The sequence below is a fragment of the Qipengyuania marincola genome (assembly GCF_029688625.1).
Taxonomy (GTDB): Bacteria; Pseudomonadota; Alphaproteobacteria; order Sphingomonadales; family Sphingomonadaceae; genus Qipengyuania.
This window is the reverse complement of sequence record NZ_JARULC010000001.1, coordinates 907,620-927,936: the sequence shown is the minus strand read 5'-3', so window position 1 is coordinate 927,936 and position 20,317 is coordinate 907,620. Positions and strand designations below refer to the sequence as shown.

Here is a 20,317-nt window from a genome sequence, read left to right as displayed (position 1 = left end):
CTCCTCCCGCCCACGTCAGGCCGCAGCGCGCGTAGCCTGGCTTTCGAAATAGTCGATCATCATCGTCAGGACATGACGCAGAGATTGTTCCTGTTCGTCGAGACGACGCTCGATGTCAGCCAGACGCTTATCCGCATCGCCCGAAAGCTCGCCACCGGCCTCTTCGCGGGCAGCAGCGAGCTTTTCGACCTCACGGCGCAAGCGTGCCAAGTGGCGGTCGCGTTCGGCAAAGGCGTGCTCGATTGCCTTGATCTGGCGGTTCAACAAGACTCCGCCAGACCGGCCCGCCGTTGCGGAGTCGGGCGTCGTCTCTCCATGAGCGCGGGCAATCGCATCCGCGGCAGGCAGGTCGCGATCCGGCCGTGGCTTTGATGCAGGCTCGCCAGCTTCCTCCGAAACTTCGTCACCGGACATCTCAAGCAGCACGGCCTCGAGCATCTCCGCATCGAGCCGTGCGCGTTCTTCCAGCGCGCCCATGAGCAACAGCCGGGTCATGATCTGGTTGACCTTGCGCGGAATTCCTCCACTCGCCTTGTGCAGCCTGACCCAGATCGCCTTGTCGATCTCCGGCGCACCGTCCCAGCCGACATGGCGCAGCCGGTGGGTCACATAGGCCTCGACTTCACCCGGCTGCATCGCATCCAGGTGATGCGCCGCGATCACGCGCTGGCGCAGCTGCTCCAGTTCCTCAGATTTCGCCAACAACTGCTTGAATTCCGGCTGTCCGAGAAGCAGCGTCTGCAATAGCGGATGCGAGCCCAGCTGGAAGTTGGACAGCATGCGCAATTCTTCGAGTGCACCGATCGAGAGGTTTTGCGCCTCATCGACGATCAACAGGACACGGCGCCCATTGCGGGCCTCTTCATGGAGGAACAGCTCGATGGCGGCGAGCGCGGTTGCCTTGTCGCCACCAGCGACATCGAGCCCGAAGCTGCGCGCAGCGACGTGGATCATCTCGTCATCGTCCAGAGCGCTCGTGACGACTTCGCCGACCGTCATCTGCTCGCCATCGAGCTTTTGCCGGAGATGCGCGACCAGCGTCGATTTGCCGGCCCCGACCTCGCCAGTGATGACAACAAAGCCTTCGCCCTGGTTCAGCCCGTAGCCGAGATAGCTCAGCGCCTTCTTGTGCGTGATGCTTTCGAAATAGAACGCCGGGTCCGGGGTAAGCTGGAAGGGGCGCTCGCTGAAACCGTAGAAATCTTCGTACATAGCTAGCGTCCTTATCAGAAATCGTAGCGCAGTCCGAGGAGCGCGGAGGCAGTCAGGAAGGTGTCAGGCGCAGCTTCCAGATCTACCATGGTCAAGGCAACGGCAGCACGTGCCGAAAGGTTGCGCCAAACGCGCTCCGAATAGGCTGCCGACGCGCCGACTGCGAAAGCATCGCCGAGCGAACTCGCGCCGCTGTCGAACCAGTTGGCGTAGCCGTTGAGCGAGTAATTGCCGCGAGCCAGAGGGCCGGCGAGGTTTGCCGAGACAAACACGCTCTCGTCGACGATACCGTCGGCCAGCTCGAGGATCGTACCCGGCGCGCCGATAAAGCGGCGGCGATCGTAGCCGGCACCGATGCCGGCTACGGTACGACCGAAATCGTAGGTATAGCTCGCCACGACACCGCGACCCCGGAATACAGACGACCTGACGGAGCCAAGCGCCCCGTCGAGGCAGCCGAGCCCGTCGAGGCTGTTGACGCAGCCGGTGATATCACCCGTCACGGGATCACGGACGACAGAGAAGTCGGTGGGCAGCGCTGCCAACGCATTGTTGAGCCGTCCACCAAAGCCCTGGATGCTATCGTAAACACCAAGGCCGAAGCTGCTGCGACGGTCGGGTTGCCAGGTAAAACTGCCGTAGAAAGTCTCGCTGTCGTAGCGGTGGCCGAAGGTCGCCTGAAGCTCGGTCCGGCTGCTCGGCCGCCACACGACACCGACGTCCCAGATCAGGCCGTCAGCTTCATAGGCGATGACGCGCGGGCTGGCCTCGTCGGTTATCAGCCGACCGTCGGTCCCGAGGATCGGATCGCCATCGGCATCGCGCAGCACATCGCGGCTCGATACCTCCACATCCTCATAGCCTGCCCCGAAGACGACAGCGAGCGTCGGGGTCACGGGTACCGTTACATCGCCGCGGACGAAGGCATCGCGCACTCGCTGGTCGAGATTGGAGATGTCTTCCTGGTAGAAACCCGCGCCAACGCCCAGCCCCACCGGCAAGCCTCCCCAGCCCGGCTGCGTTCCAGCGCGCGCGCTGGCGCTGTGGCTGACGCTCTCGTCGAAGATGTCGACCGGATCGCCCGCGAAAGTCAGGAAATCCGGCCCTTCGACGCGCGTGTAACCGATGCGGTAGTCGGCGGATATGTCGATATCCTGGACACGGGTCTGAAGGTTGGGCCCGGCATAGACCGAATAGGTCTGCGTAGTGAGATCGTCCGCCGCCAGTGGCGCGATGATGGATCGGCCGGATCCATCTACGCTCGTTCGCGACGCCAGCGCGCCCGCTTCCAGTGTGAGGACCCGCGGAACCAGCGAGACATAACCGCGCGCAAGCCCGGTCAGCGTGTCGGAATCCGCGCCGTCCGATTGATGCGCGAAATTGCGCTCGTAACGAAGGGATATTGCCCCACCGGTGTTTCGCCCCTGGACGGACCCGTCAACTCCGACCGCCAGCTGCGTGTAGGTGAGAACGTCGTCGCCCGGTGTGATCTGCCAGTTGGCGATCGTGTTCGCCTCGATATAGGGATCGATGCGCAGGCTCCGGCTCGCCTGCGCCTCTTCCGGCTCCGCCGATTGCGATGATGGTGCGGTGGCCCCCGATTGCGCATGCGCGGGGGTGGCCATCGCGCAAACGGCTGCCAAGGACAGCGCTATCGCTTGACCGGAATGGCGAAGAAAACCCATTATTTTTCTTCACCGTAGCCATAATAGCTGCCGAACTTTCGACCACTCGGGCTGAAGGTTGCATCGTTGAGCAGGAGTTTGATGTCGGGACACGCCGACAAAAGGTCGATCGCATCCTCCAGAGCCGCGCGTCCGGTCTGATCGCTCCGCGCCACGAGCAGGGCCTGCCCTACATGCTTGGCCAGTTCGGCTGCCGGTGTGGCCGCCAATGCCGGAGTACTGTCGAAGATTATGAAGCGGTTGGGGGCATTTCGCGTGAGCCGGTTGAGAACCTCCCAGGTTCGCTCGCTGGCGAGATACTCGCTGTCGCGACCCGTCCGCTCGCCCGCCGGCAGCAACCACAGCCCGGAGATGTCGGTACCGACGACGAAATCCTCGACCTGGCTCGCGGGATTGGCGAGCACGTCCATGAAGCCTTTCCCCGCCTCGAGGCCCAGTTTCGACATGATCGACGGCTTGCCGAAATCGGCGTCGATCAGAAGCACTTCCGTATCGCGTTCGGCTGCCATCGCCATGGCGAGATTGAGCGCACAAAATGTCTTGCCCTCATTGGGATGGGGCGAACAGATCAGCACGCGCCGCGCCTGCGCCTGGCCTTCATCTGCCTTGGCTGCCGCGAGAACCTGCCGCTTCACGATGCGGAATTCTTCCAACAGGGTCGAAGCACCGCCGTCGGGATCGATCAGACCCTGCTCGCGCAAGAGCGAGCGGACGATTTCGCGCTTCTCGCCGGTGAATTCTACTGCCGGCCCCTTGGCTTCGGGAACTGCCGTCTTGCGATCTTCGCGCTGCGTTGCGGCGGGAGCGGCGTGGGCAGGTTCTCCGATGTAATCGGATGCACGGCGGCGAGGCGTCTCCTGCCCCTGCGGGTCGCGGCCAAGCTCACGGTCTGAGTCGCGGCTCATGTCACGCTGTGGGTCGCGGCTGATCTCGCGCTGCGGAGCGAATTTGGTGGCCCTGTCGCTCGCCAGTCCCTTCGGCACGGCGGCAGGCTTCAGCTCGTCGAGCCCGAACGCCCCACTGGCGCGCTCAAGCAGAGAGTCCCGCTTGTCGTCCTTGCCCTCGGCGGGCGGAGTGAGATTGGCCGGCTTGTTCACTGACACGTTCCTCTCAGGCCACCGAGCCAACTTGAATGATTTCAACCAGCAGCAACACCATGCACAGACCGGCAAGTGCACCGCTTGCGGCGAAAAACTTCTTGAGCTGCACGCGCCCGCGACGCCTGTCGGCGACGGTCACCGATCGCGATATCGTGCCGACGACAGGCAGATCCAGCATGCGTTCGAGCTTGTCCGCAGTCGTGAAACTGGAGCGCAGCTGTCCCATGACGAAGGCGACGGCAGAACCGATCGCGACACCTGCGAGCAATACACCGACGAGGAGCAGCGGGCGATTGGGCGCAGCAGGCCGTGTCGGCGCAGTCGGCGGGTCGATGACCTCGAACTGAAACGCGCTGCGTTCGGTTTCGACCTGGCCGCGCAGCCGCATCTCCTCGCGATCGTTGAGGAGCTCGTCATATTTCTCTTTCAGCACCTCGTAATCGCGGCTGATCCGATTGGCTTCCGCGGCAACGGCGGGCTCCTCCGCCTGATTGGCGATCAGCCGCGAGATATCGGATTGCAGGGCCGCCTTGCGTGCCTGCAGCGCCTGAAGGTTAGCCTGCCGCTCCGAACGCATTGCCACCAGCGAAGCGTAGGCCGGATTGGGTGCGCTTCCCGCTCCCGAAGGCTCGTTTGCAGCCTGTTCGCGAAGCAGGGCGATCTGGCGCTTCTGCGCCTGCACGTCCGGATGGCTGTCGGTAAGCCCGCGTGCCCGCATCGCAGACAGCTGAGATTGTGCTTGAGTAAGTGCCATCCGTGCCCCGCCCACATCGCCGGCGGTCGCGATGGAGCGCGGCGTGCTCGAGACCTGACCGCTGATTGCCGCGAGCGCACTTTGCGCAGCCGCGATATCGCTATCGACGTCGCGCATTTCATCGCGCATCGCATTCAGCCTGACTGTTACGCTGCCGCTTCCACCAATAAGCTCGGGATTCTGTGCCTCGAAGGCGAGGCGGCGTTGTTCCGCTGCCTCCAGCTCGCGTTTGCGCTCCTCGAGCTGCTGGTCGAGAAAAGCGAGCGTATCGGCAACTTGCCCGCGATTGCCTGCGACATTCTCCTCGCGAAAGATGTCGATCAGTTTCTGAACGACGTCCTGGGCGAGCGCCGCATTCTCCGCATCCGTCAACGATGCGTTGCCGACGGTGGCGGTCAGTTCGAACAGATTGTCTTCCGTGCTCTTGATGCCGACCTGCTCGGTCAGTCGGTCGACAGCGTCCTGCATCTCGCGCTGGGTGTTCACATTTTCGCCCAATTGGGTCGAGCGCACCACTTTCTCGAGATTGACCGCGCTGGTCAGAGTCTGGCGAACCTTGGTGATGGCCTGGCGCCCCTCGCCGGAAATTTCGAGCTGCTTGGACAGGACGTCGTCGAGCTCCACGTAAATGCGAGCCCGGCTTTCATAACTATTTGGGATCGTCGCGACGAAAAGCCATCCGAGGACGCACACGCCCCAGGCGACCGCGAGCGCCAGCCACCGGCGGTTCCACACCGTGTGCAGCGCACTGCGAACCTCGTCGAAGACTTCCTGCATGGATCAGGACTACCGTCAGAAAGTGCTTTCCGGGATGATGATCACATCTCCGGGCTGCAGCAGGACGTTCGCTTCGCTATCGCCACGCTTCAGCAAGTCGGTGAGCCTTAGCGCGTATTCGCGTTGCTGCCCCATCTGCTTGTCGAAGCGTATCAATTTGGCACGATTGCCCGCCGCAAATTCGCTAAGACCACCGACCGCTATCATCGCGTCGAGAACGGTCATATTGGCGCGATAGGGCAAAGATGCCGGCTGCTCCGTCGCCCCGACTATGCGGATCTGCTGGCTGAAGGTGCCGGCAAACTCATTCACGATAACCGAGACAAGCGGATCCTCGATATATTCGCTGAGCTGCAGGCGAATGTCCTCCTCAAGCATGGAGGGGGTCTTGCCGACGGCCGGCATGTCTTTCACCAGAGGAATGGTGATGCGACCATCGGGGCGGACCTGGATCTTTTCCGCACCAAGTTCGGGATTGCGCCAGACATGGATGGTCAATTCGTCGAGTGGGCCGATGACGTATTCTTCGCCCGGCCCCTCCTGCAACGCCACGAAAGTGGCCGGCGGCAATTCTTCGCCGGTGGTCGTGCAACCACTTAATACCAAGGTTGCGGCAAGACAGTGTCCGATCAGTCTGGCCTTCGCATGGAATAGCATCAAATTCTTACCTCAAGCGATCGCGGGCGTATTCGGCAAGCCGACGGCTCGCACGGATTGCGAACCTTATGCGCTGCAAAGGTGAATATAGCGTTATCCATAGACCGGAAGACGCCCCGATTCCCGCAGGTTTACCAAGTCTTTGCAGGGCTGTCCCTAAATGGGACTCGATTCCGTCAGACCAGCATCTCGCGCGCCGGTCCGTGGCCCAGAAACTCGCTTGGTGAGGCACTGGCACCATAAGCGCCAGCGCAAAACACCGCGACGATGTCACCGATCTCTGCTTGGGGAACTTCCACCTTGTCGGCAAGTCGATCCAACGGAGTGCATAGACACCCGACGATATTGGCGGTTTCCACCGGTGGCGCTCCAAAGCGGGATGCGATCGCCACCGGATAATTGCGGCGCACCACCGTCCCGAAATTGCCTGAAGCGGCAAGCTGATGGTGAAGCCCGCCGTCTGTCACCAGATATGTCTCGCCATGGCTGACCTTGCGATCGACAATTTGCGTCAGATAAACCCCGGCTTCCCCCACCAGAAACCGGCCAAGCTCTATGAAGAACCGCGTTTTCTGATATTTATCCTTGAGGCCTCGCAACTTATCTTCAAGGGCAACGCCAACCGCCGCTATATCGAGCGGCTCGTCGCCCGCGAAATAGGGAATGCCAAAGCCACCCCCCATATTCAGTTTGGGAAGGTCGACGCCTGCTTCGTCGCAAATGCGAAAAGCCAAATCGAGCACCTCGGCCTGCATCTCGATTACCGCATCGGCCGAGAGCGCCTGACTGCCGGTGAAAATATGCAGACCGCGCCAGTCGCACCCCGCGTTGGCCAAATCACGCGCTAGGGCCGGCACTCTTACAGCATCAATGCCGAATGGCTTGGGCCCGCCGCCCATCTTCATGCCAGACCCCTTGAGGTCGAAGTCCGGATTGACGCGGATCGCGAGCTTCGGCCTAGTTCCTACTCGCTCGGCAATCTTCACCGCCCGGGTTGCCTCGTTTTCGCTCTCGAGATTGAGCGTGACGCCGGCGGCGATGGCGGCCTCCAGCTCGCTATCGCGCTTGCCCGGACCTGCAAAACTCACACGGTCCATGTCGTAACCAAGCGACTGTACCATTTCGAGCTCGCCGCCTGACGCGATATCCATTCCGTCGACAAGGTTCGAGATTGAGCTAAGAACAGGCGGAAAGCTATTGGCTTTTATGGCGTAATTTATCTCAATTCGGGCGGGCATAGCCGATCGCAAGGCGGCGATCCGCTGTTCGATCATCTCCTCTGAATAGACGAATAGGGGAGTTCCCCCAGCTTCCTGAACAAGTGAGGAAACCGGTCGTCCGGCGATCGCAAGCTCTCCATCGATTGTGGAAAATCCAGACGGGATCGGGCCTGTCGGCTTCACTGCGCTAGCTCCTCGAGAAGTGCCGCGCGATCAATCTTGCCATTGGGGTTGGTAGGCAGCGCGTCCCTCCATTCTATGGAGTGAGGTTGCATGAAGTTCGGCAGGATATCTTTCAACCTGTCGGCCAGCGCGGCGTGCGCATGTTCCGCTTCGGCTGCAGGCCGGACCACGAGATGGATGGCCTGTCCCAACCGGCTGTCTGGCACGCCGAGCGCGACCGCGTCCGAGACCAGGCCGGTGGCACGCGCAGCGTCTTCGATCTCCTGCGGACTGATGCGGTTGCCAGCGCTTTTGATCATCGCGTCGCGTCGGCCGACGAAATACAGCAAACCGTCCTCGTCTCGGATGACCCGATCACCCGACCACACGGCCGTTCCTCCGTAGCGGGACTCTGGTGGCGCAGGCCTGAAGCGTTCCTTGGTTTTCGCCTCGTCCTGCCAATAGCCCTGCGCCACGAGAGGACCGCAATGTACCAGTTCGCCTTCCTCGCCAGCTTCGCTGACCTGCCCTGCGTCGTCGACGACGATGATCTCGGCGAAGGGAATCGCGCGTCCCATGGAGGTCGGATGCGATGCGACAAGCGACGGATCGAGATAGGTTGAGCGAAATGCTTCGGTCAGGCCATACATCGGGAAAATATCCGTCTGGGGCAGCTTTTTGCGCAGGGCGTCAATCAATTCGGTAGTAAGTGCGCCACCTGAATTCGTGATGCGCCTCAGGGATCCGACAGCGTCTTCCGGCCAGGCAGCTTCGGTCAGCTGGACCCATAGCGGCGGAACCCCGGCCAGCGTCGTTATGCCATGTTTGGCACAGGCTTTCGTCACGTCCCGCGCAAACAGATAGTCGAGCGGAACTGCGCAGCTTCCGGCATACCAAGCCGAGAGAAGCTGGTTTTGCCCGTAATCGAAACTCAAGGGCAGCACTGCCAGCGTGATGTCATCTGCTGCAAGGCCGAGATAGTGGCTGACCGAGACGGCGCCCAACCAGAGATTGGCATGGCTCAGCATCACGCCCTTGGGCTTGCCTGTCGACCCGCTGGTATAGAGGATCGCGGCAAGATCCTTCGTCGGGCGATCCGACGGCGCGAGGCGATGGCCCAGTGCGCTAGCCTGGCTGATCGCGGCTGCTTCAGACACCACGTGACAGTCATTTGGCACATCTTCAGCGTTCAGCGATTCAAGCCGGGCCGGAGTACCTACCAGCATCGAGGCACCACTATCGGTCAGAATATGAGCGACTTGCGCCCGCTTGAGCAAGGGATTGATAGGCACGTGGACGAGGCCCGCGCGCGCGGCCGCTAGCGGCAGGAGGCAGGTCAATTCGCCCTTCGTCGCCCAGCTAGCGACCCGAGAGCCTTCAGGTACTTGATCTGCAAGCCACCCTGCCAGCAGAGCCACGCCCTCCTCCAGGTCACCGAAAGTCAGAGTCCGATCCTTGAGGACGAGCGCATTCGCCTGTGCATCGCCCCGCACGGTCAGTTGATCGAGCGGATACGGCGTGAGATCAGGCATCAAGGCTCCGGCACGAGGATTCACGGGTGGCATTCGAAGTCAGCTATCACGACAGGATCGACAAACTGCAAGGCCTCGACACGAATGGCACCGGGCCTTTCGACAGGCTGGCCTGGTACGCGCTGCTCGCGGAAGATCGCAACGACGTGGTCATTGCCGAAGCTGCTTCTGGCGACGAGGCCGCAGCCATGGTGCTCGCTCGTCGCGCCAAGGGGCTCGAAAGCCTGACGAACTGGTTTTCGTTCACCTGGCGACCGGTCGGAACCGCACCGGAAGCGCTGGCAGCATTGGGACGCATGCTACGGCGCAAGACAGCGTCCATCATTTTGGCGCCGCTGCCCGAGGAGGATGGGACCGCCTCCCTTCTGGAACGAAGCTTCCAAAAAGCGGGCTGGCTCGTTTTTCGCGAGCATTGCGACGAGAACCATATTGTCGGTGTCCGCGGCAGGTCGTTCGCCGAGTACTGGGCAGGCCGTCCCGGACGATTGCGCACAACCTTGAAACGCAAACGGGGCAAGATCGACATCGAGATATTCGAAGATTTCGACGCAAATGCCTGGTCAGATTATAATTTTGTCTACGAGAAGAGTTGGAAACCAGTGGAGGAACGGGCCGACATTCTCGAACGGTTCGCAAATAATGAAGGCCATGCGGGCCGTTTGCGGCTCGGCATCGCATCGGCCGATGGCACGCGCGTTGCGGCGCAATTCTGGACCGTGGATGGCGGGACAGCCTATATCCACAAGCTTGCCCATACCGAAGCAGGAGCGGCATTGTCGGCCGGCACCGTGCTGACCGCCGCGATGTTCGAGCACGTCATCGACCGAGACAAGGTGGAGATGATCGATTTCGGCACCGGCTCAGATGCGTACAAGAAGGATTGGATGGAAACGGTACGCGCTCGCTTTCGGCTGGAGTGCCTTGATTGGCGCAATCCCCGCGCGTGGCCGGCAATCGCCAAGGCCGTGGCACGCCGCCTTGCGCGCGGAACTTCGCAGAGCTAAGGGGCACCGGCTTGTGACGCAGGGGAAACCGAGAGAGCGAATGACTGCCGAGACCGCCACAGCCGAGCCTGCCGGCCCGAGCCGCAGCGACATCGATCAGACCCTGCGTGCCATCCTGCGCGACGTATTGGGCCTGAAAGACAAGCAGGTCGAGGATTTCGACTCCGACACCGGCCTATTCGGCCACCTCCCGGAGCTTGACTCCATGGCAGTCGCGGGCTTGCTGACCGAGATGGAAGACCGGCTCGATATCGTAATCGACGATGACGAGATCGATGGAGAGATGCTGGAAAACTATGGTGCGCTGCTCGCCTTCGCCGAGGCGAAGGCGGTCGCAGGCTGACGCACGGCATGTACAGCGACTGGCCCTGCCCATCGCCGTCAGGGACCACGCGCGAAGAGCTCCTCTTCAGCTTCGACCGGCAACGGGAAGCGCGGCTGCTGATCCTGCCGCCGCTGTTCGACGAAGCCAACAAGTTCCGCTGCCAGATTGCTGGGACGATGCGACTTTTCGATGAACGCGGTGTGGATACCTTCTGCCCCGACCTGCCAGGTGTCAACGAGAGCCTTGCCCCGCATGGACATCAGTCACTCGCCATCTGGCGTCGCTGCGCCGAAAGTGCAGCGACGGCTTGTCGCGCGACGCATATCCTGACCATTCGGTCGTCCGCCTTGATCGCTCCGCAGGGCTTGACGGGATGGTGCTTCGAACCGTGCGGGGCCCGTCCAGTCCTCCAGCGACTGTTGCGAGCGGAGATCCTCTCCGCGAAGGAAGCAGGGCGCACTGCGACGGCCGAGGAATTGCTCGAAGCGGGAGCATCCGACGGAATTACTCTGGCAGGCTGGGACCTGAGTCCCGAGCTGATGAAAGAACTGGCCGATGGCGCAGAACCCGATATCGTCGGCTACGAGGTGATCAAGCAGACTGACATCGGCGGACGACCCCTGTGGTTGCGAGCTGAGAACGACTTCGATGCAGCGCAGGCGGAAGCCCTCGCTACGCACATCATTAAGGCGATGGCTTCGAGATGAGCCGGCTACCCCTCACTTTTCAGTGCCAAGGCAGAACCTGTGCCGGCACGCTGGATACCGCACCCGGAACAACCGGCCTGTTGATTGTGAGTGGTGGCAACGAGATCCGCGCGGGCGCTTTCAATGGTCAGGCGAGGCTCGCCGCCGCGATCGCCGCCCGCGGCTTTCCGGTCATGCGGTTCGATCGACGGGGCATCGGCGATAGTGAGGGGGAGAACCGCGGGTTTCGTAACGCGGCGAAAGATATCCGCGCTGCCCTGCAAGCTTTTCGGGCGATCGCCCCGCAAGTCGAGCGCGTAATCGGTCACGGCAATTGCGACGCGGCAAGCGCACTGATGCTCTTCGCTGGAGCAGGCTGCGACGGGCTGGTGCTGAGCAATCCCTGGACCTTCGACGATGGGCAAGAGCAGTCCCTGCCCGCCGCTTCGATCCGAGAGCGTTATCGCCAGAAACTGGGCAATCCGCGAGAAATAGCACGGCTTTTGGGCGGCGGGGTGGACCTGCGCAAACTCGCGTCCGGCTTGAGACGGGCCGCACGGCCGGCGCCGACTGCATCCTCGCTAGGCAATGAGATGCGAGCAGGCCTGGACCGGTTCGACGGATCGGTTCAAATCCTCCTGGCCGAAAATGATCGCACGGCGCAGCAATTCAGCGCCACCTGGCCGGATAGGCGCTTGGCCATCGCGACCTGTCCGAACGCAAATCACGCGTTAGGGGAGGCACACGCGCAGGCATGGCTAGAGGCTCGATTGCTAGAAAGCCTGCGCAACTAGCGTGTGAAATAGCTGGTCAATTCGACATGCGTTGACCAGCGGAATTGACCGACCGGTCGCAGTTTTCGAAGGCCGAAGCCTGCCTCAACCAGAGTTTTCGCGTCCTTCGCCCAGCTTGCCGGGTTGCAACTGATGTAAGCGATCCGCTCGGCACCACTCGCTGCGATCTGCGCAATCTGGTCGCGTGCGCCTGCTCGCGGCGGGTCGAGGACAACCGCGGCAAAGCGATCGATCTCCGCTGGCTGCAACGGATTTCGGAACAGATCGCGATGCATTGCATGGACGGGCAACTGCCGCGAGTTAGCGCTTGCCTTGCAGGCGAGATGCGCGTCGCGGCCTGCCTCGACCGCTAGCACCTTCGCCGGATTGGCCAGATCGAATGCGAAGGTGCCCAGCCCCGAAAACAGGTCGGCGACCGTTGCCGCCTCGCCCAGAAAATCGCGGGCATCATTGATCAGGACTTGTTCGCCATCATGTGTTGGTTGCAGGAAGGCCCCGTGCGGGAGGGACACCGCTACGCTCCCGAGCTTCACCGTCACCGGTTCGGGCTCCCATATGGTCTCAGGGCCATAACCATAGTCGAGCGATAGACGCGCCAAGCCATGATCGCGCGCGAAACCCGCCAGCGCTTCCTGCGCCGCCAGTCCTTTCGGCTCCAGCCCTTTGAAATTGCAATCGATACCCTGGTCGGCGCGCGTCAGTTCGACATCCACCGGATCGCGTCCGGCGTAGTCCGCTATCAAACGCCGCAGGGGATCGATAAGTGCGACGAGTTCCGGCTGGAGGATGTGGCACTCGCGTAAATCGACGATGCGCCGGGATGCGGCCTCGTGAAACCCTAGCATCGCGCCTTTGGCCGTTCGCAAGCCGTGTAGGGTGGCTCTGCGGCGCGACGCTGGCGGCGACAAATGCGTCTCCAGCAATTCATCGATCACCAGACCCTGACCCTCGGCAGCGTAAACGACACGATCGGTCACGAATTGCCGCAATGCTGCTTCGTCGACATGCTGCAACTGGCATCCGCCGCAACCTGTGGCAGGAGGCGTTGCGAAGTGACGGCACGGTGGCTGCGCACGATGCGGGCCGAGCGACACTGTGCCATCAGGCTTCACGGTGTCGCCTGGCACTCCTCCCGCCACATGGCGCCCGGACCGCGTGACGCCATCGCCGCGCGCAGCAATGCGCTCGATCTGCTCGCCTTCGCTCACAGGAACGACGCCACGGCTGATTTAACGCATTGCGCGAGGTCGCTCGCCGAGAAAGCCGGCGCTGCATGACGGGCCGCTTCGTGGTGGAGCCAAACCCCTTCCTCGGCCGCCTTGGCCGTATCGCCGTGAACGGCGAGGCGAGAGGCGATGATACCGGCCAGCACATCGCCGCTTCCTGCAACCGACAGCCAGCTCGAACCCCTATCGAAAAAGGTAGCCCCCTTTGCCGTGACCATTACGGTATCAGGTCCCTTCGCAAGCACAGTCAATCCGGTCGCGTCATGGAGCGCTCTGGCCTTGGCTAGCTTGCCATCGGCGGTGAGACCGAAGGTATCGCACAATTTTGCCAACTCGCCTTCATGCGGCGTCACACATATCCGCCTGGTGTCGACGCCTTCGAGATATGCCTCGTCGAGCAGGTATAAGGCGTCCGCATCGAGAACGCCCGGCTTTCCGCTTTCAAGGACCTTGCGAAGGTGTTCACGACCGATTTCGTCACGACCGAGGCCCGGGCCAATGAGCACGGCCGACAAGCGCTCATCCGCCAGTACCTGCTCGAGATCGCTTTCGATGACGAGATCCGCTGGTGCATCGGGGTGCGAATGATCGCTCACAAGTTTTACATAGCCCGCGCCGGATCGCATGGCAGCCTCGGCAGAAAGCAGGGTCGCGCCAGGCATGGAGCCAGCCACGACTGCCAGCAGGCCACGACGGTATTTGTGGGCATCGGGCGCGGGTTTCGCAAAGCGCGGCCGCGCCGAGGGCCAATTGGGTGCTCCTTCGAATGACAGACCGATCGGAACGCAGCGCCTCGTGCCCATCGAAGGCATCGCGGGCATGAGAAAATGTGCTTGCTTCCATGCGCCCAGCGCAAGCGTAAGATCGTAGTAGGGAAGAGGACCGAGCAACTTGCCCGTATCGCTCTCGATCGCGCTGGGGACGTCAATTGCGATTTTGTAACAGGGCTTTGCGGATAGTTCTTCGAGCAAAGTCGCAAAACCACCTTCGACCCGCCGCGACAAGCCGTAACCGAACAGGCAATCGACGATTACGGCATGGGTGATCGGGCCTTCGCTGCGCACCTTACCGCGATATCGCGACCGCGCCCTTTTCGCGCTCTCGGTGGCGGGCTCCTTTGGCGCGATGACCTCTATGGAGCTTCCGCGCGCACGGAGGGTTTCCGCAATGACGTAGCCATCACCGCCGTTGTTTCCCGGACCGCAAAGCACGGTAATCGCTCGTCCGGAGGCGGCTCGCGCAACCCAGGCGGCGGCCCCTTCGCCCGCTCTCTGCATGAGCCTCCAGGCGCTGGTTCCCTGCGCTATTGCCGCCTCTTCCGCGGCCCGCATCTCATCAACAGTGAGAATGGGTGACGGGATCATGGCTGGCGAGTGTCCGGCAAGCTGTAAGTCGCGTTGTCGATCGTCACGAATGCCCGGCCGTTGCGGAATTCTGTCTGCGCTTCGGCGGATCCGTCAGCTGTCTGAAAGCCTTTGGGCCCTGCGATCAGCCGGCGAAAGCCACCGTCGGGATGCCGGATAACGAGCACATTCGCGCCGCCCACTCTTGCAGTCTCTAGGCGGCACTCGTCGGACCATTCGGTGTCCCCTGCGACCGCGCACAAGACGGGCTCGGCACCCTCGCTGGCAACAGGCTGAGTCTCCGAGCAACCGATCGCGAGGGGAACGGCACAGGGCAACAGAAGACACGATCTCAAGCGCATGCGGCGCGGCTGCCACGGCTGGCAGCGTTGAGCAAGCCCTACCGACGGCGCAGTTGCGAAACGTCGCGGATGGCGCCGCGTGCTGCGGAGGTCGTCATCGCAGCATATGCTCTGAGCGCGTCGGTCACGCGGCGCTCGCGCGGGCTCGCGGGATGCCAGCCATCCTCGCCCTTCGCGTCCATCATTGCGCGGCGTCGCTCGAGCTCTTCGTCGGAGACCTCCAGCGTGATCGTGCGGTTGGGGATGTCGATCGCAATGATATCGCCCTCTTCGACCAGCCCTATAGTGCCGCCTTCCGCCGCCTCAGGAGAGACATGGCCGATCGACAGTCCGGAGGTGCCGCCTGAAAAACGCCCGTCAGTCAGCAGCGCACAGGCCGCGCCGAGGCCCTTGGATTTCAGGTAGCTGGTCGGATAGAGCATTTCCTGCATCCCCGGCCCTCCGCGCGGCCCCTCGTAGCGGATCACCACGACGTCACCCTCCACAACCTGTCCGGTGAGGATTGCCGTCACGGCATCGTCCTGGCTCTCGTAGACTTTTGCCGGGCCGGAGAAAGTGAGGATGCTCTCGTCCACCCCCGCAGTCTTCACGATGCAGCCGTCGCGGGCGATATTGCCATAGAGCACGGCCAAGCCACCGTCCTGGCTGAAGGCGTGATGGGCGCTTCGAATGACGCCGTTTTCGCGGTCGAGATCGAGTTCCTCCCAACGGCGCGACTGGCTGAATGCAGTCTGCGTCGGAACGCCGCCTGGCGCGGCGGAATAGAATTCGCGCACCTTATTGTTCTGCGTGCGCCCGATGTCCCAATCGTCCAGCGCATCTCCCATGGTCGGGCTGTGCACGGTCGGCAGCGCAGTATGGAGCAGGCCGGCCTTTTCGAGTTCGCCGAGGATCGACATGATGCCGCCAGCACGGTGGACGTCTTCCATGTGGACGTCGCTCTTGGCCGGAGCGACCTTGCTGAGGCACGGCACCTTGCGGCTCAATCGGTCGATATCTTCCATGGTGAAATCGACACCCGCCTCATGCGCAGCGGCCAGCAGGTGCAGGACGGTATTGGTCGAACCGCCCATGGCGATGTCGAGGCTCATGGCGTTTTCGAACGCCTCGAAACTGGCGATGGAGCGCGGCAAGACGCTCTCGTCTTCCTCCTCGTAATAGCGGCGGGCAAGCGTGACCACGAGGCGGCCGGCCCGCTCGAACAGGCTCTTGCGGTCGGCATGGGTGGCCAGCGTCGACCCGTTACCGGGCAGCGAAAGGCCCAGCGCCTCGGTCAGGCAGTTCATCGAATTGGCCGTGAACATGCCAGAACACGAGCCGCAAGTCGGGCAAGCGTTCTGCTCGATGGCGGTCACTTCCTCGTCGGTGTAGCTTTCGTCCGCCGCGGCGACCATCGCGTCCACCAGATCGAGCGCGACTTCCTTGCCCTTCACCACGACCTTGCCCGCCTCCATCGGTCCGCCGCTGACGAAGACCGCCGGTATGTTGAGCCGCATCGCCGCCATCAGCATGCCCGGCGTGATCTTGTCGCAATTGGAAATGCACACCATGGCATCGGCGCAGTGGGCGTTGACCATGTATTCGACGCTGTCGGCGATCAGGTCGCGGCTGGGCAGCGAATAGAGCATGCCATCGTGGCCCATGGCGATGCCGTCGTCGACCGCTATCGTATTGAATTCCTTGGCAACTCCGCCAGCAGCCTCGATCTCGTGCGCGACCAGTTGGCCCAGATCCTTCAAGTGGACATGTCCGGGGACAAACTGTGTAAAGCTGTTCACGACCGCGATGATCGGCTTGCCGAAATCGCCGTCCTTCATGCCCGTCGCGCGCCACAGACCGCGTGCGCCCGCCATGTTGCGGCCATGGGTGGTGGTGCGGGAGCGGTATTGCGGCATCGGGTGTCTCTCTTTGCTTCGGCAGCAAGCCTAGCAGAGGAGTGGGCCGACGCTAACGCTAGATTGGCGCGAGGGCGGCCAAGCCTGACTATCAGACCTCGAGCGCGACCCGCCCCAACACATCGGCAAGCATCACCGCCCAGCGCGCCTGGCCCGCGGGCGTATCGATCTGGTCCTGGCGGATTTCGACGGTGCAGTAGGGAATGCCGCTGGCCTCCGCATGCCGGTCCATCGTGGCGTTTAGCTGCTTGCCCGAATAGGGCTCGTTGTCGCCCACAGTCAGTCCCTGTTCGCCGAACAGGCGGATGGCGTGGCGCGCGGCCCTGTCGTCCTGGTTATAGAGCAGCGCGACTTCCCACGGCCGTTCTTCGTCCTTGCTGGCCATGCTCGGCGTGAAGCTGTGCAGCGCGATGATCAGCTTCGGACGGGTTTCCTCGATGAAGCTGGCCAGCGCCTCGTGATAGGGTCGATGATAGTGCGCCAGGCGCTTTTCGACATCCGCGCCGATATTGCCCGGGATCAGATGCCCGTCGCTTTCCGTCGGGACGACGGCCGGCTCGTCTTCCCGCCGATGGAAGTCACAGACGAGGCGACTGACGGTAGCAATATGTGCGGGAATATTGTGGCGACGGGCAAGCCGATCGGCAATGCCTTCGACTCCGATGTCCAAGGCGATGTGGTCATTCAGCAGTTTGCTGTCGATGCCGAGGTCGATCCCCTCCGGCACGAAATTGGAGGCGTGGTCCGCCACGCAGACCAGCCCGCCGGGGCGGATCGTGTCCATACCAACCTGGCGGTACGGAAGACCGTCGATCATCTGAGGTTCCCTCGCATCTGCCACCAGCCGGGGTGGTCGGCGGCAATGCGTGCCGCGGCCTCGTCCCGCGCTGTTTCGTTCTCGAACAGCGCGAAACACGTCGCGCCCGAACCTGACATACGGGCGAGAAACGGCGAAGTTCCGCGCATTGCGGCGAGCACGTCGGCGATTTCGGGGCACAGTTCGATGGCCGGGGCTTCGAGGTCGTTGCGGCCTTCCAACGCGATCGTCCGCGCGTCGCCTTGCGACATCGGCCCGCAGTCCGCACCATCCCATGCCTTGAACACCGGCCCGGTCGAAAGCGGCAAGCGCGGGTTGACCAGCAGTACGGGCGTTCCGGCAAGACTGTCGTCCGCCGGCTCGAGCTCGGTCCCCGTCCCGCGCCCGATGCAGGTGCGGCTCTCGACGCAGGCCGGGACGTCTGCCCCGAGCGCGGCGGCACGCTCCCGCCAGTCGTCCGGCAGACCGAACCGCTCGCGCATGATGCGGAACACGGCCCCGGCATCCGCCGAACCCCCGCCCAGCCCGGCCGCGACAGGTAGGTTTTTCTCAAGAGTGATCGCGAGCCCTTCGGCTCGCGGCAGCTTGCCGAGCGCCTTGGCGACGAGGTTGTCGAACGGATGGTCAAGTCCGCCCGCAAACTCCCCGACCACCTGCACGCTGTCCTGCTCGGCGCTGCTGGTGCTCAGCACATCCCCTGCATCGACGAAGGCGAACAGCGTTTCGAGTTCGTGATACCCATCATCCCGCCGCCTGCGGACATGCAGCGCTAGGTTGACCTTGGCGTAGGCGGTTTCCGTCATAGTGTCAGGCACGATCATCACGATGGAAACCGATACGGCGGCTCTTGGCGTAGAAGAAGAAACCCATCGTAGGTATTCCGACGAAAGCGATGCCTCTCATGCCGTCTATACCAAGCAGGCTTCCGTCAGTCAGGAGGTTCGCAAAAACAGCGATGGAGGCAGCGACGAGGATACCCGCCAGCACTCGTTCGAAAGTCTTAGGTTCTCGCCTGTATTTGCCTTCACTCACCAAAGCAGTCTCCTGCCGAGAAGGCCGTCACATATTCGGATAGTTCGGCCCGCCGCCGCCTTCGGGCGTGGTCCATTCGATGTTCTGGTTCGGGTCCTTGATGTCGCAGGTCTTGCAATGGACGCAATTCTGCGAGTTGATCTGGAACTTCGGCTCGCCCGTGTCTTCGTCGGTCAGCCATTCGTAGACGCCGGCAGGACAATAGCGGTTGGAAGGGCCGGCATAGACGCCCAGCTCGCTTTCCTTCTGCAGCTCCATGTCCTTCACCTTGAGGTGAACCGGCTGGTCCTCCGCATGGTTGGTGTAGCTGTAGCTGACGCTGGTCAGCTTATCGAAGCTGAGCACATTGTCGGGCTTGGGATAGTCGATCGGCTGGTAAAGATCGGCGCGCTGCAGCTGCTCGTGGTCCTTGTGGTGCTTCATACTGATCGGCAGGCCGATCTTGAGGTAGCGCATCCACATGTCGATGCCGCCGAGCAGCGTGCCGATGTCGGCGCCGTAGCGCTCGATCGCGGGCAAGGCATTCTGGACTTGCTTCAATTCGGTCGCGATCCAGCTATCGCGCACCGCGGCATCGTAATCCATCAACTCGGTCTTCTCGTGCCCATCGGCAATCGCCTTCGCGACCGATTCCGCTGCGAGCATCCCGCTCTTCATCGCAGTGTGGCTGCCCTTGATCCGCGGGACGTTGACGAAGCCCGCGGCACAACCGATCAGCGCACCGCCCGGGAAGGCGAGTTTGGGCACGCTCTGCCAGCCGCCATCGTTGATCGCGCGCGCGCCATACGCCACGCGCTTGCCGCCCTTCAGTGTCTCGGCAATCAGCGGATGGTGCTTCCAGCGCTGGAATTCCTGATAGGGCGAGACGTAAGGATTGCTGTAATCGAGCCAAGTGACGAGACCCAAAGCGACCTGATTGTTCGCCTGGTGATAGAGGAAACCGCCGCCGTTGCTGCCGCTCTCGCTCAGCGGCCAGCCCTGCGTATGGACGATCTTGCCGGGTACGTGCAGTTCGGGATCGATGTCCCACACTTCCTTGATGCCGAGGCCGTAGACCTGCGGCTGGCAATCGGCCTCGAGGTCGTATTTCGCCTTCATCTTCTTGGTCAGATTGCCGCGCGCGCCCTCTGCGAAGAGCGTGTATTTCGCGTGGATTTCCATCCCCGGCTGGTAATCGTCCTTCTGCGACCCATCGGCCGCGATGCCCATGTCCTGCGTGGCGACGCCCGACACGGCGCCATTCTCGTCGAACAGCACTTCTGCTGCTGGGAAGCCCGGGAAGACCATCACGCCCAGCGCCTCGGCCTGCTCGCCCATCCAGCGGCACAGGTTTGCCAGCGATCCGGTGTAGCAGCCGTCGTTCGACATGAAGGGCGGGAAAAATGCATGCGGCATGGCCGACTGACCGGTTTCCGAAATGCCGTAGAACAGGTCTTCGGTGACCGGCGTTTCCGCCATCGGGCAATCCATGTCGCGCCAATCGGGAAACAACTCGTCCAGCGCCTTGGGGTCAACCACGGCGCCCGAGAGGATATGCGCGCCGATTTCGCTGCCCTTTTCGAGCAGGACGACCTCGAGCTCCTCGTTGATCTGCTTCAGCCGAATGGCCGCGCCAAGACCGGCGACCCCGCCGCCGATGATGACGACGTCGCAGGGCATGGATTCGCGTTCGCTCATGTCTCTCTCTTTTCGTCGCTAAATGTGTTGCGGATGCCTTGATTGCTGGTGCGTTAG

At 62.4% G+C, this 20,317-nt stretch carries 19 protein-coding genes; 4 read left to right on the top strand and 15 right to left on the bottom strand.

The window, feature by feature from the left end:
• Positions 1 to 15 precede the first annotated feature (15 nt).
• From P8Q88_RS04615 to P8Q88_RS04585, 7 genes are all read right to left on the bottom strand, one after another.
• Positions 16 to 1,212, bottom strand: a complete 1,197-nt coding sequence (locus P8Q88_RS04615; RefSeq protein WP_278322643.1) for an XrtA/PEP-CTERM system-associated ATPase — start codon at positions 1,210 to 1,212, stop codon at positions 16 to 18.
• A 14-nt stretch (positions 1,213 to 1,226) separates the two neighbouring features.
• Positions 1,227 to 2,837: a preprotein translocase subunit YajC gene (locus tag P8Q88_RS04610; protein ID WP_278322642.1), complete on the bottom strand. Its 1,611-nt coding sequence runs from the start codon at positions 2,835 to 2,837 to the stop codon at positions 1,227 to 1,229.
• 59 nt (positions 2,838 to 2,896) lie between these two features.
• Positions 2,897 to 3,994: a P-loop NTPase family protein gene (locus P8Q88_RS04605; protein WP_446532528.1), complete on the bottom strand. Its 1,098-nt coding sequence runs from the start codon at positions 3,992 to 3,994 to the stop codon at positions 2,897 to 2,899.
• Between the two features lie 13 nt (positions 3,995 to 4,007).
• Positions 4,008 to 5,528 carry an XrtA system polysaccharide chain length determinant gene (locus P8Q88_RS04600; protein ID WP_278322640.1) on the bottom strand — a complete coding sequence of 507 codons (1,521 nt, stop codon included), beginning with the start codon at positions 5,526 to 5,528 and terminating at the stop codon, positions 4,008 to 4,010.
• Positions 5,529 to 5,543: 15 nt separating this feature from the next.
• A complete protein-coding gene (locus tag P8Q88_RS04595; protein WP_278322639.1) occupies positions 5,544 to 6,185 on the bottom strand; it encodes an XrtA/PEP-CTERM system exopolysaccharide export protein in 642 nt (213 codons plus the stop codon).
• A 176-nt stretch (positions 6,186 to 6,361) separates the two neighbouring features.
• Positions 6,362 to 7,588 (bottom strand): pyridoxal-dependent decarboxylase, exosortase A system-associated, encoded by a 1,227-nt coding sequence (locus P8Q88_RS04590; protein WP_278322638.1) that lies wholly within the window; start codon positions 7,586 to 7,588, stop codon positions 6,362 to 6,364.
• Positions 7,585 to 9,099 (bottom strand): acyl-CoA ligase (AMP-forming), exosortase A system-associated, encoded by a 1,515-nt coding sequence (locus P8Q88_RS04585; protein ID WP_278322637.1) that lies wholly within the window; start codon positions 9,097 to 9,099, stop codon positions 7,585 to 7,587. The genes P8Q88_RS04590 and P8Q88_RS04585 overlap by 4 nt, the downstream gene beginning before the upstream one ends.
• 26 nt (positions 9,100 to 9,125) lie before the next feature.
• Between P8Q88_RS04585 and P8Q88_RS04580 the strand changes: the two genes are divergently transcribed.
• From P8Q88_RS04580 to P8Q88_RS04565, 4 genes are read left to right on the top strand one after another with little or no spacing between them, the layout of a single operon-like run.
• Positions 9,126 to 10,103, top strand: coding sequence for a GNAT family N-acetyltransferase (locus tag P8Q88_RS04580; RefSeq protein ID WP_278322636.1), 978 nt, complete (start codon positions 9,126 to 9,128; stop codon positions 10,101 to 10,103).
• A 40-nt stretch (positions 10,104 to 10,143) separates the two neighbouring features.
• Complete coding sequence (locus P8Q88_RS04575) at positions 10,144 to 10,446, top strand: phosphopantetheine-binding protein (protein ID WP_278322635.1); 303 nt, start codon at positions 10,144 to 10,146, stop codon at positions 10,444 to 10,446.
• Between the two features lie 8 nt (positions 10,447 to 10,454).
• On the top strand, positions 10,455 to 11,135 hold the full coding sequence (locus P8Q88_RS04570) for a hypothetical protein (protein WP_278322634.1): 681 nt from the start codon (positions 10,455 to 10,457) through the stop codon (positions 11,133 to 11,135).
• Positions 11,132 to 11,908, top strand: a complete 777-nt coding sequence (locus P8Q88_RS04565) for a hydrolase 1, exosortase A system-associated (protein WP_278322633.1) — start codon at positions 11,132 to 11,134, stop codon at positions 11,906 to 11,908. Before P8Q88_RS04570 ends, P8Q88_RS04565 begins: the two co-directional genes overlap by 4 nt.
• Here P8Q88_RS04565 and P8Q88_RS04560 read toward each other — a convergent pair.
• The 8 genes from P8Q88_RS04560 to P8Q88_RS04525 form a co-directional block, all read right to left on the bottom strand.
• Entirely contained in the window at positions 11,905 to 13,116 is a 1,212-nt protein-coding gene (locus tag P8Q88_RS04560) for a class I SAM-dependent RNA methyltransferase (RefSeq protein ID WP_278322632.1), read from the bottom strand. The genes P8Q88_RS04565 and P8Q88_RS04560 overlap by 4 nt on opposite strands.
• Positions 13,113 to 14,465, bottom strand: a complete 1,353-nt coding sequence (locus P8Q88_RS04555; RefSeq protein WP_347569007.1) for an NAD(P)H-hydrate dehydratase — start codon at positions 14,463 to 14,465, stop codon at positions 13,113 to 13,115. The genes P8Q88_RS04560 and P8Q88_RS04555 overlap by 4 nt, the downstream gene beginning before the upstream one ends.
• A 29-nt stretch (positions 14,466 to 14,494) precedes the next feature.
• Positions 14,495 to 14,680 carry a hypothetical protein gene (locus P8Q88_RS04550; protein ID WP_278322630.1) on the bottom strand — a complete coding sequence of 62 codons (186 nt, stop codon included), beginning with the start codon at positions 14,678 to 14,680 and terminating at the stop codon, positions 14,495 to 14,497.
• 197 nt (positions 14,681 to 14,877) lie between these two features.
• Positions 14,878 to 16,734: a dihydroxy-acid dehydratase gene (gene ilvD, locus P8Q88_RS04545; protein ID WP_278322629.1), complete on the bottom strand. Its 1,857-nt coding sequence runs from the start codon at positions 16,732 to 16,734 to the stop codon at positions 14,878 to 14,880.
• Positions 16,735 to 16,825: 91 nt separating this feature from the next.
• On the bottom strand, positions 16,826 to 17,551 hold the full coding sequence (locus P8Q88_RS04540; protein ID WP_278322628.1) for an N-formylglutamate amidohydrolase: 726 nt from the start codon (positions 17,549 to 17,551) through the stop codon (positions 16,826 to 16,828).
• Positions 17,548 to 18,354 carry a 4-(cytidine 5'-diphospho)-2-C-methyl-D-erythritol kinase gene (locus tag P8Q88_RS04535; RefSeq protein ID WP_278322627.1) on the bottom strand — a complete coding sequence of 269 codons (807 nt, stop codon included), beginning with the start codon at positions 18,352 to 18,354 and terminating at the stop codon, positions 17,548 to 17,550. Before P8Q88_RS04535 ends, P8Q88_RS04540 begins: the two co-directional genes overlap by 4 nt.
• A 4-nt stretch (positions 18,355 to 18,358) precedes the next feature.
• Positions 18,359 to 18,583, bottom strand: a complete 225-nt coding sequence (locus tag P8Q88_RS04530; RefSeq protein ID WP_278322626.1) for a hypothetical protein — start codon at positions 18,581 to 18,583, stop codon at positions 18,359 to 18,361.
• A gap of 27 nt (positions 18,584 to 18,610) precedes the next feature.
• The gene (locus P8Q88_RS04525; protein WP_278322625.1) at positions 18,611 to 20,260 is read right to left on the bottom strand and encodes an electron transfer flavoprotein-ubiquinone oxidoreductase; all 1,650 of its coding nucleotides are present in this window, start codon (positions 20,258 to 20,260) and stop codon (positions 18,611 to 18,613) included.
• Positions 20,261 to 20,317 lie beyond the last annotated feature (57 nt).

Excerpts from the sequence above, each read along its gene's own strand:
- P8Q88_RS04615 (WP_278322643.1), bottom strand. The coding sequence starts at position 1,212 with ATGTACGAAGATTTCTACGGTTTCAGCGAGCGCCCCTTCCAGCTTACC.
- P8Q88_RS04610 (WP_278322642.1), bottom strand. The coding sequence starts at position 2,837 with ATGGCCACCCCCGCGCATGCGCAATCGGGGGCCACCGCACCATCATCG.
- P8Q88_RS04600 (WP_278322640.1), bottom strand. The coding sequence starts at position 5,528 with ATGCAGGAAGTCTTCGACGAGGTTCGCAGTGCGCTGCACACGGTGTGG.
- P8Q88_RS04595 (WP_278322639.1), bottom strand. The coding sequence starts at position 6,185 with ATGCTATTCCATGCGAAGGCCAGACTGATCGGACACTGTCTTGCCGCA.
- P8Q88_RS04585 (WP_278322637.1), bottom strand. The coding sequence starts at position 9,099 with ATGCCTGATCTCACGCCGTATCCGCTCGATCAACTGACCGTGCGGGGC.
- P8Q88_RS04575 (WP_278322635.1), top strand. The coding sequence starts at position 10,144 with ATGACTGCCGAGACCGCCACAGCCGAGCCTGCCGGCCCGAGCCGCAGC.
- P8Q88_RS04570 (WP_278322634.1), top strand. The coding sequence starts at position 10,455 with ATGTACAGCGACTGGCCCTGCCCATCGCCGTCAGGGACCACGCGCGAA.
- P8Q88_RS04565 (WP_278322633.1), top strand. The coding sequence starts at position 11,132 with ATGAGCCGGCTACCCCTCACTTTTCAGTGCCAAGGCAGAACCTGTGCC.
- P8Q88_RS04555 (WP_347569007.1), bottom strand. The coding sequence starts at position 14,465 with ATGCGGGCCGCGGAAGAGGCGGCAATAGCGCAGGGAACCAGCGCCTGG.
- ilvD (WP_278322629.1), bottom strand. The coding sequence starts at position 16,734 with ATGCCGCAATACCGCTCCCGCACCACCACCCATGGCCGCAACATGGCG.
- P8Q88_RS04540 (WP_278322628.1), bottom strand. The coding sequence starts at position 17,551 with ATGATCGACGGTCTTCCGTACCGCCAGGTTGGTATGGACACGATCCGC.
- P8Q88_RS04535 (WP_278322627.1), bottom strand. The coding sequence starts at position 18,354 with ATGACGGAAACCGCCTACGCCAAGGTCAACCTAGCGCTGCATGTCCGC.
- P8Q88_RS04525 (WP_278322625.1), bottom strand. The coding sequence starts at position 20,260 with ATGAGCGAACGCGAATCCATGCCCTGCGACGTCGTCATCATCGGCGGC.